This is a genomic window from Streptomyces monticola, assembly GCF_042665355.1.
Lineage (GTDB): Bacteria > Actinomycetota > Actinomycetes > Streptomycetales > Streptomycetaceae > Streptomyces > Streptomyces monticola.
In genome coordinates, this window is sequence record NZ_JBHTCF010000003.1 from 112689 (window position 1) to 125907 (window position 13219).

General features: G+C 71.8%; 11 protein-coding genes. 5 read left to right on the forward strand and 6 right to left on the reverse strand.

Features of this window, described 5'->3' with window-relative positions; translation table 11 throughout:
- Positions 1–12 precede the first annotated feature (12 nt).
- Genes ACFQVC_RS08905 through ACFQVC_RS08925 form a run of 5 tightly spaced genes read left to right on the forward strand, consistent with a single transcriptional unit; the run spans position 13 to position 6196 of the window.
- The gene (locus tag ACFQVC_RS08905; RefSeq protein WP_381828613.1) at positions 13–1314 is read left to right on the forward strand and encodes an ABC transporter substrate-binding protein; all 1302 of its coding nucleotides are present in this window, start codon (positions 13–15) and stop codon (positions 1312–1314) included.
- Between the two features lie 34 nt (positions 1315–1348).
- Positions 1349–2335 (forward strand): carbohydrate ABC transporter permease, encoded by a 987-nt coding sequence (locus tag ACFQVC_RS08910; RefSeq protein WP_381828616.1) that lies wholly within the window; start codon positions 1349–1351, stop codon positions 2333–2335.
- Complete coding sequence (locus tag ACFQVC_RS08915; RefSeq protein ID WP_381828619.1) at positions 2332–3192, forward strand: carbohydrate ABC transporter permease; 861 nt, start codon at positions 2332–2334, stop codon at positions 3190–3192. Before ACFQVC_RS08910 ends, ACFQVC_RS08915 begins: the two co-directional genes overlap by 4 nt.
- Positions 3193–3236: 44 nt before the next feature.
- Positions 3237–4217, forward strand: coding sequence for a hydroxyacid dehydrogenase (locus ACFQVC_RS08920; RefSeq protein WP_381829514.1), 981 nt, complete (start codon positions 3237–3239; stop codon positions 4215–4217).
- A complete protein-coding gene (locus ACFQVC_RS08925) occupies positions 4214–6196 on the forward strand; it encodes a DUF2264 domain-containing protein (RefSeq protein WP_381828622.1) in 1983 nt (660 codons plus the stop codon). The genes ACFQVC_RS08920 and ACFQVC_RS08925 overlap by 4 nt, the downstream gene beginning before the upstream one ends.
- On the opposite strand, the gene ACFQVC_RS08930 is transcribed toward ACFQVC_RS08925, so the two are convergent.
- From ACFQVC_RS08930 to ACFQVC_RS08955, 6 genes are all read right to left on the reverse strand, one after another.
- Positions 6177–8114, reverse strand: coding sequence for a CASTOR/POLLUX-related putative ion channel (locus ACFQVC_RS08930; protein ID WP_381828625.1), 1938 nt, complete (start codon positions 8112–8114; stop codon positions 6177–6179). The two genes, ACFQVC_RS08925 and ACFQVC_RS08930, sit on opposite strands and share 20 nt — an antisense overlap.
- A gap of 114 nt (positions 8115–8228) precedes the next feature.
- Entirely contained in the window at positions 8229–9572 is a 1344-nt protein-coding gene (locus tag ACFQVC_RS08935; RefSeq protein WP_381828627.1) for a Gfo/Idh/MocA family protein, read from the reverse strand.
- Between the two features lie 53 nt (positions 9573–9625).
- Entirely contained in the window at positions 9626–10630 is a 1005-nt protein-coding gene (locus ACFQVC_RS08940; RefSeq protein ID WP_381828630.1) for a LacI family DNA-binding transcriptional regulator, read from the reverse strand.
- Positions 10627–11292, reverse strand: coding sequence for a hypothetical protein (locus ACFQVC_RS08945; protein ID WP_381828633.1), 666 nt, complete (start codon positions 11290–11292; stop codon positions 10627–10629). The genes ACFQVC_RS08940 and ACFQVC_RS08945 overlap by 4 nt, the downstream gene beginning before the upstream one ends.
- 5 nt (positions 11293–11297) lie before the next feature.
- A complete protein-coding gene (locus tag ACFQVC_RS08950) occupies positions 11298–12203 on the reverse strand; it encodes a carbohydrate ABC transporter permease (protein ID WP_381828636.1) in 906 nt (301 codons plus the stop codon).
- 2 nt (positions 12204–12205) lie between these two features.
- The gene (locus ACFQVC_RS08955; protein WP_381828639.1) at positions 12206–13174 is read right to left on the reverse strand and encodes a carbohydrate ABC transporter permease; all 969 of its coding nucleotides are present in this window, start codon (positions 13172–13174) and stop codon (positions 12206–12208) included.
- Positions 13175–13219 lie beyond the last annotated feature (45 nt).

Here is a 13219-nt window from a genome sequence, read left to right on the forward strand (position 1 = left end):
AGCCGTCGTACCGTGCTCGCCGCGCTCGCGGCACTGCCGCTGACGGGTGCGGTCGGCGCCTGCAGCGGCGGCGCGGCCTCACGCACCGCGGACGGCGGCACCACGCGCATCACGTTCTGGTCCGCCCTGCGCGGCAGCCAGGAGGTCGTCGACGCGTTCAACAGGACCCATGACCGGATCCAGGTCGACTTCGAGCAGGTGCCCTCCGGGCTCCAGGGCGGCTACGCCAAGCTCAGCAACGCCGCCCGTGCGGGCAACGCGCCGGACGTCGCGACCATCGAGTACCCGCAGGTGCCGGAGTTCGCCATCGACGGTGTCGCCCGCGACCTCACCGGCCTCGTGAGCGACCGGCTGCGCGCCAGGCTCCTGCCGGAGGCTCTCGGCCTGACGACCTTCGAGGGCCGGACCTACACGGTGCCCCTCGACATCGAGCCGATGGTCCTGCACTACCGCGCCGACCTCTTCCGCCGCTACGGACTCGACGTACCCACCACCTGGGAGGAGTTCGCCGAGACCGCGAGGACGGTGCGCCGCAGGGCCCCGGGGCGCCGGCTCGCGTACTTCCCCACCGACGGCGGGACCCAGTTCTCCGCCTGGGCCTGGCAGGCAGGGGCCCAGTGGTTCGAGACCCGCAAGGGGGCCTGGAACGTCTCGCTCACGGACGCGCCGACCCGCCGAGTGGCCGCGTACTGGCAGCGGTTGCTCGACGGCGACGCGCTGCCCGCGTACGCGGCGAACAGCCAGGAGGCCAACGCCCATGTCGCCGCGGGCCGTGTGCTCGCCCGGCTCAGCGGCGCCTGGGACGCCGGGGCGCACATGAACGCCCAGCCCGGCCAGAAGGGACTGTGGCGGCTCGCGCCCATGCCGCAGTGGGACCCCGGGCGGCCGGCCGTCGGCACCCACGGCGGCTCCACATTCGCCGTCACCAGGGACAGCAAGTACCCGGAGGCCGCCATGGAGTTCATCGAGTGGCAGGTGACCCACCCGGACGCACTGCGCGCCCGGCTGTCCAGCGGCACCAGCAGCCAGTTCCCGGTCGCCGATGAGCTGGTCGCCGTCGGCGCCAAGGCGTTCGACCGCAGCTACTACGGCGGTCAGGACATCTACCGCCTCTTCGACGAGCAGGCCCGCTCCGTCCGTCACGGCTGGACGTGGGGCCCGCGGATGTCCGCGACCCACTCGCTGATGGACGACGGCTTCGCGCGGGCGGGCGGCGGCGCGGGCACCCTGCTCGACGCCGTGCGCGCGGCCCAGGACGGCACCATGCCCGACCTCGAAGCGCTCGGTCTGAACACCACCCGGCGCAGCACCTGACCGCGACCACCCCCTTGAGAGGCAGGTGACACCCATGACCACGACAGCGCAGGCGCCCGCAGCCGCCCGCGGCCGCAGCACCGGTACCGGCACCGGAGCCGGGCGCGCCACCCGCAGGTCCGCGCGGCGCCGCGAACTCGGCGCCTGCGGCGTCCTGATGACGCCTTTCTTCCTCCTCCTCGTGACGATCTTCCTGATACCGGTCGCGAGCGCCGTGTGGCTGAGCTTCTTCAGCGACGACCAGCCGGGCCTCGGCTTCGGCGCCGAACGCACCGTCTTCGTCGGCCTGCGCAGCTACGCCGCCGTCCTGGGCGACCCGACCTTCCTCGCCGGCCTCGGTGTCGTGCTGCTCTACTGCCTGATCTACCTTCCGCTGATGGTCGCGGTGGCCCTCGCCCTCGCGCTCCTGCTCGACTCCGGCGTGGTCCGCCTCAGGTCCTGGGCGCAGTTGGGGCTTTTCCTGCCGCACGCGGTGCCCGGCATCATCGCCGCCATCATCTGGCTGTATCTCTACACGCCCGGCATCAGCCCCGTGATCGATCTGCTCGGCCGGGCCGATATCACCGTCGATTTCCTGGGCGCGCACACCGTGCTGCCGTCGATGGTGAACATCGCGATCTGGAGCAACCTCGGCTACAACATGGTGATCTTCTACGCCGCGCTGCAGGCCGTGCCCCGTGAGGTGATCGAGGCCGCGGTCGTCGACGGCGCCGGGCCGATGCGCACCGCGTTGCAGGTCAAGGCGCCGCTGGTGCGGGCGGCGATCGTCATGGTGGCGATGTTCACCCTGATCGGGGCGCTGCAGCTGTTCACCGAGCCGCAGTTGCTCAGCCAGTCGACGCCGATGGTCAACTCCCGCTTCACGCCCAACATGTACATCTTCGACGCCGCCTTCACCCGCAACAACTACGGTCTCGCGGCGGCCGCGTCCGTGATCCTCCTGGTCGTGACCATCGCCCTCTCCTACGCGGTGACCCGCTGGACCGGCCGCACCGACGCCCCCGAGGAGTCCGCCCGATGAGTGCCGCCACCGCTCCACCGCTCCGGCGCGGCCTCCTCGGCCGTACCACCGTCAAGGCCGTGGTCGGTCTCTCGGTGCTCTACACGCTGCTCCCGGTCGTCTGGCTCGTCCTCGCGGCGACCAAGGACCGCGACGCCCTCATCAGCAGTGATCTCTTCTCCGGCGCCACGTCGTTCACGCAGAACCTCAAGGATCTGTTCGCGATGGACGGCGGGCTCTACGGCCAGTGGTACGTCAACAGCCTGCTGTACGCCGTGCTCGGCGCGGCCGTGGGCGCGCTGGTGAGCGTGGCCTGTGGCTACGCCTTCGACAAGTACCGCTTCCGGCACAAGGAGAAGCTGTTCGGGCTCGTGCTCGCGGCCGTGATGGTGCCGCAGACGGTACTCGCGCTGCCGCTGTATCTGATCGCCTCCGAGACGGGTCTGGTGAACACCTTCTGGGCGGTGTTCGTCCCCGTCCTGTTCAACCCCTTCGGTGTCTATCTCGGGCGGATCTTCAGCCAGGGCTATGTGCCGAACGAGGTCCTGGAGGCGGCCCGCGTGGACGGCGCCGGCGAACTCGCCACGTATCTGCGGGTCGCCCTGCGGATGCTGGGGCCCGGCGTGGTCACGGTCTTCCTGTTCCAGCTCACCGGGATCTGGAACAACTTCTTCCTGCCGATGGTGATGCTCTCCGACCAGAAGCTGTATCCGGTGAGCCTGGGCCTGTACCAGTGGAGCAGCGCGGCGACGACGTCGCCCGAGTACTACCCGGTGGTCATCATGGGCTCGCTGCTCGCGGTCCTGCCGCTGATCCTGGCCTTTGTGCTGCTGCAGCGGTTCTGGCGCTCCGGGCTCACGGCGGGGGCGGTCAAGTGAACGCCGCGCACGGCCGGTTGGGGCGCCCGCGCGCCGCGCTCGCCATGTCACGGCAGACGGCCGACGCCGTCCTCACACCGGAAGCCCTGGCCGGCCTGGCCGCCGTCTGCGATCTCACTCCCCCGCCGGCCCTGGACGACTTCACCACCCCACGGGCCCACGCCGCGCTCGCCGATGCCGAACTCCTCGTCACCGGCTGGGGCTGCCCGCCGCTCGACACCGGGGTGCTCGCGGCGGCGCCGCGTCTTCGCGCGGTCGTGCACACCGCCGGGTCCGTCCGCGGCCATATCACCGAGGCCTGCTGGGAGCGGGGTGTCGAGGTGTCGTCGGCGGCCGCGGCGAACGCCCTGCCGGTGGCCGAGTACACCGTCGCGATGATCCTGCTCAGCGGCAAACGCGTCCTGGAGCGGGCCCGTGACTACCGCCGTGTGCGCCGCCGCGACGACTGGCTCGGCACACCGCCCGAAGTGGGCAACTACGGCCGTACGGTGGGCATCCTGTCCGCCTCGCTGATCGGGCGCCGCGTCATCGATCTCCTTCGCCCCTACGACCTGCGGATACTGCTGCACGACCCTTACGTCCCGCAGGCCGAGGCGACCGCACTCGGCGCCGAACTCGTGGGCCTGGGCGAGCTGTTCGCCGCATCGGACACGGTGAGCGTCCACACCCCGCTGCTGCCCTCCACCCGCGGACTCGTCGACCGCACCCTGCTGAGGTCGATGCGGCCGGGCGCCGCCCTCATCAACACCGCGCGCGGCGCCGTGATCGACCAGGAGGCGCTGACGGAGGTGCTCCTGGCCGGCCGTATTCGCGCGATGCTCGATGTCACGGAGCCGGAGGTGCTGGCGCCGGAGCACCCCTTGTGGGAGTGCGAACACGCCCTGATCACCCCGCACTTGGCCGGATCCCAGGGCAACGAATGGCACCGGCTCACCGCACTCGCGGCCTCCGAGATCGCCCGCTGGGCCGCGGGCAACGGCTTCGCCCACCCCGTACGACGCGAAAGGCTGGCATTCCTCGCATGAACACCTCCGCCGCCGATTCCCTCCAACTACCGCCCGACGACCGTGACTTGAGCCCGCACACCGGTTATACGCGTGCCCACTGGGAGGCCGCGGCCGATGGTCTCCTGCGCGCCGCCTGGCGGTGGGCGACCCCTGGCGGCGCGCTGCTCGACCTGCCGGGGCGGCCCTCCGGGTCCGGGGTGCGCTCGGACGGGCTCGAGGGGTACGCACGGACGTTTCTGGCCGCCGCGTTCCGGGTGGCGGGCGCCGACGGCAAGGACCCGCACGGATGGCTCGGCCGGTACGCCGACGGTCTGGCGGCGGGTACCCGGACGCCGGGGCGTACGGACGCCGAGTCCTGGCCGCTGATCCTCGACCACCAGGTGCAGGGCCAGCCCATGGTCGAGTCGGCGTCGGTGGCGCTCGGTCTGCGCCTGACCCGGCCCTGGCTGTGGGACGCGCTCGACCCGGACGTACAGGACCGGACCGAGCAATGGCTGCGCGGGGCGCTGCGCCACACCCCCGCGCCGAACAACTGGTACCTCTTCCCCTACTCCGTGGCCGGGTTCCTGGAGTCCGTGGGCCGCGGTGACGCGGAGACGGCCCGCGCCCGCGAGCGCGCCCTCGAGCTCCTCGACGGCTGGTACCGCGGCGGCGGCTGGTACGCGGACGGCGACGGCCGTGCCTTCGACCACTACAACGGCTGGGCCCTGCATCTCTATCCGGTGCTCGACGCACACCTGGCCGGCGCACCGCAGGAGCACTCGCCGTACGGCGCACGCCTGCGCGAGCACCTGGAGAGCTACGCCCTGCTCTTCGGCGGCGACGGCGCTCCCCTCCACTTCGGCCGCTCCCTGACCTACCGTTTCGCGGCGGGCGCGGCCGTGGGCCTGGGCGCGGTCGCCGGGCACACACCCCTCCAACCGGGCGTATCACGGCGCCTGTTGAGCGGATCGCTCCGCTACTTCCTCGACCGGGGCGCCGTCGACGCGGACGGTCTGCTCTCCCTCGGCTGGCACGGCCCCTACGCACCGGCCACGCAGCGCTACTCGGGCCCGGCGTCCCCGTACTGGGCGTCGAAGGCCTTCGTGTGTCTGCTCGCGGGTGAGCGGCACCCGTTGTGGACGGCGCGGGAGCTGCCCGCGCCCAGCGAAGGCCCGGACCATGCGCTCGCCCTGGCCGCGCCCGGCCTGCTCGTGCAGTCGACGCGGGCGGACGGGATCGTGCGCCTGCACAACCACGGCAGCGACCATGTCCGCCCGCACGAAGGGGAGTCGGCGGCCGAGGAGGACCCGCACTACGCCCGGTTCGCGTACTCGACCAGGACCGGGCCCACGGCGGCGGACAACGCCGCGGACAATCACCTCGCGGTGGAGGTCGGCGGCGTACGCAGCGTGCGCCGCCGGATCCATCCGCTCGGCACCGGACAGCACGGGGAGCACGGCGCCTGGGCCGCCTCCTGGCACAGCCCGGTCTTCCCGCAGGGCGCACCGCCCCTGGTGCCCGGACTGCGGGTGGACAGCGTGACCGTGGCGCGCGGCCGCCACGAGCTGCGGGTGCACCGGGTGCAGGGCGCCCCCACCGGGGCACGGCTCGTGCAGACGGGCTGGGCGGTGGGACCCGAGGAGCCGCTCACCTCCCAACTCCACGGCCTGTACGGCTGGAACGAGGACGGTGACGATGATGACGGCGCTGCCCCGGGCGGCCTCGCCGACGAGCTGCGCGCGCCGCACGGCACGGCGTTCACCCGCTGGGCCCGCGCCCCGCGTCTGAGCGTCGGGGCGCGGCGCCCGCACCTGCTCGCCGCGCTCGCCACGCTCACGGCCGAGCCCGTTCCCGCGCCGCTCGAAGCGGCGGTGACGGCGGTGACAGCGATGACCCAGGAGTCGGTGGACGCCCTCGATGTGCGCTGGGCGGACGGCGCCGTGACCCGGATCTCCTTCATACCGCTGTCAGTTGAGTACGTACGCGGATCCGCGGTCACTTCGCGAGGACGATGACCGTGTCCTGCGGGCCCAGGCGCAGCGGTTCGCGTTTGTCGGGGTTCAGGACCAGACCGTAGTCGGGAGCCATGCCGGAGCGGTCGTGCAGGCGGTAGCCGATGGCGCACTGGTTCTGGCGGCCCGCGGAGGCGACGACGGTGGCGAAGGTGGTGTCCCGGCCGGTGACGACATAGTCACCGGCGGGACGCATGTAGACCTCGCTGCCCTGGGCGTTGCCGAGCTCCTGGAACAGCGCCACCAGCCGCTGGTTCTGCGCGATCTGCGTCATCAGGAGGCTGATCATCTTGCCGCTGACGATGAAGTCGGTGCCCTCGCTGAGCGGGGCGAGGGCCCGGTTCTGCTCGTCGGTCATCTCGGTGACGACGGGAATGTCACGGCCGAGCGTGCTCTCCAGGTCCCGCAGGTGCAGCAGCGTGACCAGGGTCGTGAAGTCGGCGTCGCCCTGCTCGGCGGCCCGCTCGTCGTCGTAGCCGAGCACGATGACGCAGTCGTACGCGCCGACGTCCAGGGCGGCCAGGGTGCCGGGCCGGTCGGTCTCGCCGCGCTGGTGGGTGACCTTGAGGTGCTCGAGGCGGCCGAAGGCGTCGACGGCCTCGGTGGCGCTGTCCTGGCGGGCCACGACGTCGAGGGACGAACCGGCGGCGACATACCGGTCGAGCTGCTCGATGATCATCGGGGCGCGGCGGTTCCAGCCGAGCAGCAGGATCCGCTCGGCCACGGGTACCCGCGGCTTGGCATCGGCCATGGCGCTCTCGTCCACGACCAGCGGCTCATCGGCCAGGATGGTGGTGTCGTCGTCGGCGGCGATGGTGATGATCTCGTCGCCTTCGGCGAGACGCGCGTCCATCGGCGGATTGACGGCGACGGTGCCGTCCGCGCGGACGATGCCGACGACCGAGGCGGTGGCGTAGGCGAGCAGTGCCTCGCCGAAGGTCTTGCCGTAGAGGCCCGGCTCGGCGGTCATGTAGAACTCGTCGCCGGCGAAGTTCAGCAGGTCGGCATAGACCAGGGACAGGCCGGGCTGGCGTGAGGTCTGCACGATGAGCCGGGCCGTGACCTGGTCGATGTCCAGGACGCGGCCCGTGGGCCCGGCGGCCAGGACGGCGGCCCGGTGGTTGCGGGTGTCGCGGACGGCGGCGACGACATGGGTGCGCTCGTCGAAGGCCTGGTTGCCGTTGACCGCGAGGAGCGTCCTGATCACCTGGGCGTCGGCGGCGTCGGGCTCCTCGTCGGCGGGCGAGACGACCACGACGGAGCGCGCGGTGCCCGGGTTGACCCGGCCGATCACGGCGGGGTCGGTCGTCGAACCGGTACGGCAGATGACCCGGGTGGTGCGCCGGTCGGGCACCCGGACGTGCAGGTCGTCCTCCATGGCGGCCTTGTCCCGGTCGGCGAGGATGGCGACTGCGGCGCGCCGCTGGTTGGCGTTGGCCTCCACCAGCTCCGCCACGATCGGGAAGACCTGGTCGGACCAGCCGAGCACGACGGTGTGCCGCTCTTCGAGCACCAGGGAGCGGCCCCGGCGCAGGGACATGATCTTGCGGTTGACGCCCGCGGTGATGAGACCGACGAGGGTCGAGGCGAAGAACAGCGCGACGAGGGCGAGCAGCACCGAGAGGGCCACATACGCGGGGGTGCCGACGGCGCCGCCCAGGCCGAACGTACGCCCGATGCTCTTCCAGATGGCGACGAGCTGGTTGGTGAGGGTGGTCGGAGTGTTGGTGTCCGCCCACACCAGGGCGGCGCTGGCCGGGATCACGATGGCCAGGCAGACCAGGGTGAGCCAGCCGATCAGGGCGGGGGTGCCACGGGCCATGGTGGTGTCGAACCAGTAGCGAAGGCGCAGCCGCGCCTGGGTGAGCCGGCCCCGCGGGCCGAGTCCGGCCCGGGTGCTCTGCGTCGTGCGCTCACCCATGCGTGCGTCTCCGGCGTCTCGACCATCCAATGCGGCTTCCTGATCATGTGCCGGGCCGGGGGCGCCCGCACGCACCGCAGGGCCGAACGGGTGACAAGGGGGCCGGTCCCGGACTCAGTCGCCCGCCGTGCCGAAGAGTCCCGTCGCGGCCACCGGCAGGCCCGTCCGCAGCGACTCGTTGCCCGCGATTCCCACGGCCAGGGCGAGCGCCCCGTCGCGGGCCGTCGCGCCCTTGCCCGCGGCGGGGGCCGCGCCCTCGTCCGTGCCGTCGCCGAGCGGGCCGAAGAGCTGCTTGAGCATGCGCAGATCGCCGCCGCCGTGAGAGCCGGCCGCCACCGTGAAGGGCACCTCGCGGGGCTCCTCCCACAGCGGGCGCAGGAGGATCCTGGTGCGGCCCGGATTGGCCATGACCACACCGCCGTGCGCGCCGTCGGCACCGGCCGCGGTCCGCGGCGGCTGCCAGGTGTTCTCCTCCACCTCCAGCTCCAGGCGGCCGCCGGTGCCGTTGAACATCACGCGGTAGCCCTCCCACGGCGAGTAGGCCGTGAGGTGGTACGTCATGGTGGCGCCGGTGTCGTAGCGGACCAGGACCGCGAGGTCGTCCTCGATGTCGATGCCGTCACCGAAGACATTGCGGTCCCGCAGGTAGGGGTCGCCCGCCTCGTTCGCGTCCAGATAGAGGGAGGTCAGGCCGGGGTCGTCGGCCAGGTGGATCGCGTACGGGTCGTCGGCGGCGGCCGCCGCGCCGTACGCGCGGTGGTAGTCACGGCGCAGACCGGTCGCCTCGCCGTTGTCACGGCCGTAGAAGACCAGACCGCCCTCGGCGTGCACCCGTGAAGGGGCCGCGTTGAGCCACCAGTTGACCAGGTCGAAGTGGTGGCCCGACTTGTGGACGAGCAGGCCGCCGCTGTGCCGCTTCTCGCGGTGCCAGCGGCGGAAGTAGTCGGCGCCGTGCCGCACGTCGAGCAGCCACTCGAAGTGCACGGAGCGCACCTCGCCGATGGCGCAGTCGGCGAGCAGCTGCCAGACCTTCTCGTGGGCCGGGTTGTAGCGGTAGTTGAAGGTGACGGACAGATCGCCGCCGGTGCGCTCGACCGCGTCGAGGATCGTGCGGCACTTCTCCGCGTCGGTGGTCAGGGGCTTCTCCGTGACGACGCGGCAGCCCGCGTCGAGGGCCGTGACGATGTACTGGTGGTGGCTCGCGTCGACCGTCGTGACCACCACCTCGTCGACCCGTTCCCGGCGCAGCAGGTCCGCGAAGCCGTCCGGCGCGGCGGCCGTGGCTTCGGCGGCGCCGAGTCCGGTGAGCAGCCGGTTGTGGTGCGCGATCCGGGTCCGGCTGGGGTCGGCGAGCGCCACCACGTCGTAGTGGGCGCGGGCGGCGAGGGCCCGGGTGTACATCTGGGCACGGTGGCCCGTGCCGACGATCGCGGCGCGCCGGGTGGTGAGGGAGGGCATGGTTCGGGGTTCCTTCCGTGGGGCGGAGCCGGTGGTGGGGCCGGTGATGGCCGCTACGAGACGGGGCCCGTCGAGGGCCGCGGGGCGGGGCCGGTGGAGCGGCGGACGATCAACTCGCTGTCCAGGGTGAGCTCTTGACACTCCTCGGCGCCGTCGTCGAGACGACGGAGCAGCAGGTCCACGGCCCGCTCTCCCAGCGCGTCGAGGGGCAGCCGTACCGAGGTGAGGGCGGGAGTCGAGGTGGCGGCCAGGAGTATGTCGTCGACCCCGACCAGGCTGATGTCGTCGGGTACGCGCACTCCGCGCTCGCTCAGCCGGGAGAGCACCCCGAGGGCCATCAGGTCGTTGTGGGCGACGACCGCGCCGGCCCCGGAGGCGAGTACGAGGTCGGCCATCTGGGCCCCGGTGTGGAACTTGGGCTCGTGCGGCCCGAACTCCGTCAGCTTCAGCTCCAGTTGCTCGCATATCTCGCGTACGGCGTGGCCGCGCCGCTCGCTGGACCAGGAGTGCCGGGCACCGAGGACGAGCGCGAGGTGACGGTGGCCCAGGGCGTGCAGATGGGCCACCGCCTGGCGCAGTCCGTCGTCGGTCGGCGCGGCCACCGATGACACCCCCGGTACCCGCCGGTTGACGACGACGCCGGGCACGCGCCGGACGACCTCGCCGAGGCGCTCGGTGTCCATCCGCGGTGCGACGAGCAGCAGCCCGTCGACCTGGCGGGCCAGGGTGAGCGCCAACTCGTACTCGTCGTCCGGGTGTTCGTCAGTGTCGGCGAGGAACACTGCGTAGTCCTTGCGGCGCGCCCGTGCCTGCATCGCCTTGGCGACCACCGCGAAGCCCGGGTTGGCGATATCGGGGACGATCAGGCCGAGGGTGCGGGTGCGCCCCACGGCCAGGGAGCGGGCGACCCGGCTCGGGGTGTAGCCGAGGCGGGCCGCCGCGGCGAGGACACGTTCGCGGGTTTCGGGCCGCACTTGTCCGGGCGAGGCGAAGCAGCGCGAAACGGTGGAGGGTGACACCCCCGCGTCGGCTGCCACATCTTCGGCGCTTGCGGTCATGAACTCCCCCGTTCGGTCACAGGTGTGGGCTGCGGCGGTCCTGCTACGGCCCCACACCGGCCGTCCTCCGCTCCCGCGCGCCGCCGTCCCTCCACCGCCACCGCCGCGAGGGCGAGGAGGCCCGGGACCAGCGGGGCGAGCAGCAGTGACTGCCAGGCGCAGACCGCGGCGGCGGCCACCGCGGCGCCGAGCATCGCGGTACCCGCGGGGTCGGTGCGGGTGCGGTGCAGGGCGGTGCGCGTCCAGCGGCCGCCCGCGTCGGACCTGCTCCACGCCGCGGCGGCGCGCAGCTGCACGACGACCACCGCGGTCGCGGCGAGGGCGCACACCGCGACGAGGAGCCCGAAGCCGGGCAGGTCGCCGGCGACTGCGGCGAGCCGCAGATCGGCGGCGAGGAAGGCCAGGGCCCCAAGTCCGGCTGCTCCGCGCAGAGTTCCGCCGCGCAGAGCGGCCCGCCAGTCGGCGGCGAAGCGGCGCGCCGTGCCGGGGCCTGGCCCGTCGGGTTGGGTCCGGCGCACCGCCGCACACCCGGCCGCCATGGCCGCGGGCCAGGTCACCAGGGGCAGCGAGCCGAGCGTGACGAGCAGGCCGATCCACAGGACTTCGGCGAAGAGGGTGAAGCGTTCGCCGTACGGGGTCTCGCGCCGGGTGGCGTACGTCATCGCCGTCAGCCCTTGAGTCCGGAGGTGGCGGCGCCCTCGATGAGCAGACGCTGGAACGCCGCGAAGAAGGCGATCACCGGCAGCAGCGAGAGGACGGTCATGCCGAGCATGGCGCCGTAGTCGCTGGAGCTGGAGGAGTCCACGAACAGCCGCAGGGCGAGTGGCAGCGGGTAGTTCTCCGGCGACTGGAGGTAGATCAGCGGGGCGAAGAAGTCGTTCCACGACCAGATGAACGTGAAGATGGCCGTGGTGACCAGGGCGGGCCGCAGCAGCGGCAGCACGATATGCCGGAAGATCCGGAAGTGACCGCAGCCGTCGATCAGGGCGGCCTCGTCGAGGCTCTGCGGCAGATTGCGGATGAACTGCACCATCAGGAACACGAAGAACGCGTCGGTGGCGAGGAACTTGCCGAGCAGCAGCGGCACGAAGGTGTCGATAAGGCCGGCCTGCTGGAACATCGTGTACTGCGGGATCAGCAGCAGATGGTGCGGGAGCAGGATGGTGCCGATCATCGCCGTGAACATCACGCCGCGGCCACGGAAGCGCAGACGCGCGAAGGCGTAGGCGGCGATCGAGCAGGACAGCACGTTGCCGATCACCGAACCCACCGAGATGATCAGCGAGTTGGAGAAGAACCGCCAGGTCGGCACCTCCGCGATGCCGTCGAGCGCGGTACGGAAGCCGTCCCAGGTGGCGTCGGCGGGCAGCAGGTCGAAGCTGGAGAGGATCTCCTCGGGCGGCTTGACCGCCGAGGTGAACACCCACACCACGGGGTAGAGCAGGGCGAGCAGGAGCACGACGGCGCCGCCGTGCCACAGGACGGCGCCCCGGTCGAAGGGGCGGCGGTTTCCGCCCGCCGAAGCCGACGTGGGCGCCGGGGCCGGGGCCGGGGAGATGGTCGGGGTCGTCATGGTCACTTCTCCTCGCCCGCGTAGTGGACCCAGCGGCCCGAGGTCTTGAACAGGACGGCGGTCACGATGCCGACGACGATCAGGAGCACCCAGGTCAGGGCGGCGGCGTAACCCATCCGGAAGTCGTTGAAGCCGAGTTCGTACAGATACATCGAGTAGACGTAGGTGGAGCCCGCGGGGCCGCCGGTGCCGTTGGAGACCACGAACGCCGAGTTGAACATCTGGAAGGCGTGCACCATCTCCAGGACCAGATTGAAGAAGATCACCGGGGACAGCATCGGCACGGTGACCGAGACGAACCGCCGCACCGGGCCCGCACCGTCCACCTCCGCCGCCTCGTAGAGATCGCGCGGGATCTGCTGGAGCGCGGCCAGAAAGATGACCATGGGCGCGCCGAACTGCCAGACGGACAGGGCGACCAGGGACATCATCGACCAGTCGGGGTTCGAAACCCAGCCGCCGGTGTCGAGGCCGATGACGCTCAGCGCCCGGTCGACGACGCTGCCGGTGGAGAACAGCAGCCGCCACACGATGGCCGCGCCGACGCTGGCGCCGATGAGCGAGGGCAGATAGAAGGCGGCCCGGTAGAAGTTGCGGCCACGGCGCCTGTTGTGCAGGAGCAGGGCGACGCCGAGCGCCACGGCGAGCTTCAGCGGGGTGGCGATCACCACGTACTGGAGCGTGACCAGGACCGAGTCGCGCATCTGCGGGTCGCCGAAGAGGAGCCGCGCGTAGTTGTCGAGGCCGACCCAGTTCGGGGTGTCGAAGAGGTTGTAGTCCGTGAAGGACATGAACAGCGAGTAGAACATCGGCGCGAGCGTGAGAAGGCCGGCGCCGATCATCCAGGGGGTCAGAAAGACATACGCGGCGCGGTCGTTGCTCCTGCGTCGCTTGCGCGGCGTGGTACTCGGGCCCTCCGGGGAGCGGCGGGCCGCTGGTATCCGGTCATTGGTCGTCGTCGTACCGGCCATGGGGGTGGTCTCCGTAACTCATCGGGCGAGAGGGCGGGCCGGTGG

Excerpts from the sequence above, each read along its gene's own strand:
- ACFQVC_RS08915 (WP_381828619.1), top strand. The coding sequence starts at position 2,332 with ATGAGTGCCGCCACCGCTCCACCGCTCCGGCGCGGCCTCCTCGGCCGT.
- ACFQVC_RS08920 (WP_381829514.1), top strand. The coding sequence starts at position 3,237 with ATGTCACGGCAGACGGCCGACGCCGTCCTCACACCGGAAGCCCTGGCC.
- ACFQVC_RS08935 (WP_381828627.1), bottom strand. The coding sequence starts at position 9,572 with ATGCCCTCCCTCACCACCCGGCGCGCCGCGATCGTCGGCACGGGCCAC.
- ACFQVC_RS08930 (WP_381828625.1), bottom strand. The coding sequence starts at position 8,114 with ATGGGTGAGCGCACGACGCAGAGCACCCGGGCCGGACTCGGCCCGCGG.
- ACFQVC_RS08925 (WP_381828622.1), top strand. The coding sequence starts at position 4,214 with ATGAACACCTCCGCCGCCGATTCCCTCCAACTACCGCCCGACGACCGT.
- ACFQVC_RS08950 (WP_381828636.1), bottom strand. The coding sequence starts at position 12,203 with ATGACGACCCCGACCATCTCCCCGGCCCCGGCCCCGGCGCCCACGTCG.
- ACFQVC_RS08945 (WP_381828633.1), bottom strand. The coding sequence starts at position 11,292 with ATGACGTACGCCACCCGGCGCGAGACCCCGTACGGCGAACGCTTCACC.
- ACFQVC_RS08955 (WP_381828639.1), bottom strand. The coding sequence starts at position 13,174 with ATGGCCGGTACGACGACGACCAATGACCGGATACCAGCGGCCCGCCGC.
- ACFQVC_RS08910 (WP_381828616.1), top strand. The coding sequence starts at position 1,349 with ATGACCACGACAGCGCAGGCGCCCGCAGCCGCCCGCGGCCGCAGCACC.
- ACFQVC_RS08940 (WP_381828630.1), bottom strand. The coding sequence starts at position 10,630 with ATGACCGCAAGCGCCGAAGATGTGGCAGCCGACGCGGGGGTGTCACCC.